2 protein-coding genes are annotated in these 964 nt (G+C 71.8%); both read left to right on the forward strand.

Annotated features, from left to right (window positions below):
* The first annotated feature begins 48 nt into the window (after positions 1 to 48).
* Entirely contained in the window at positions 49 to 411 is a 363-nt protein-coding gene (locus NBZ85_RS31405; RefSeq protein WP_261555597.1) for a DsrE family protein, read from the forward strand.
* A 135-nt stretch (positions 412 to 546) separates the two neighbouring features.
* Positions 547 to 819: a hypothetical protein gene (locus tag NBZ85_RS31410; protein ID WP_261563456.1), complete on the forward strand. Its 273-nt coding sequence runs from the start codon at positions 547 to 549 to the stop codon at positions 817 to 819.
* Positions 820 to 964: the final 145 nt, after the last annotated feature.

Consider the following 964-nt stretch of genomic DNA (forward strand, 5'->3'; position numbering starts at 1 on the left):
GTCGTACGGCGGCCCACCGGGGACACCCGATGAGGCAGACTGGGGACCATGACCCGTCCGCTCGTCGTCAAGGTCACCGCTGGGGTGGACGCGCCGGAGCGCTGCTCGCAGGCGTTCACGGTGGCGGCGGTCGCCGTCGCCGCCGGGACGGATGTCTCGCTCTGGCTCACCGGCGAATCCGCCTGGTTCGCACTGCCCGGACGGGCCGCGGAGTTCGACCTGCCGCACGCCGCGCCGCTGCCGGACCTCCTCGCCGGCATCCTCGCGGGCGGCCGGGTCACCGTGTGCACCCAGTGCGCGGCCCGGCGTTCGTTCGGCCCGGACGACGTCCTGCCCGGCATCCGCATCGCCGGCGCGGCCGCGTTCGTCGACGAGGTGCTCGCGGACGGGGTCCAGGCCCTCGTCTACTGAGGCGCCCGGGTGGTCCGCGCCCCCCGCCGCCGCCTCGAAAGCCGTTGCAGAAGCCACCGCAGGCGCAACAACGGACCACGAACAGGACACGTCGAAACGCATGCCGGCGGCCATCGCATGCGCTTTCATGATCGCATGGTGGGAGACTCCGACATACTCTTCGCGGTGGTCCTGTTCGCGGCCACCGGGCAACGCACCGTCCGCCGGATCATCGGGCCGTTCCCCGACCGGAGCTCCGCGGTCGCCTTCGCCCGCGACAACGGGCTTCGCTGTTTCTCGGTGGGCCCGATGCACTTCGCGGTGCCGACGACGGTGCCACCCGGCGCGGGTCTGCTGAGCGGTTCCCGCCCGGCGCTACCCGCCGCCGCCCACGCGAGCGCCGAGCGCAACGGTGCCATCTGCCCCTAGGGCCTGTTTGGGAAGTACGTCCCGAGGCTGACCGTGGATCTGGTGGTGACTTTCGGGTTGCATGATCGGTTGTGTGGCGCGGGGTGACCTGACGAACGAGCAGTGGGCTGTGCTGGAGCCGTTGCTGCCGTCGGAGGCGGACAAG

Origin of the sequence: Frankia tisae, assembly GCF_025403405.1 — a bacterium.
GTDB lineage: Bacteria > Actinomycetota > Actinomycetes > Frankiales > Frankiaceae > Frankia > Frankia tisai.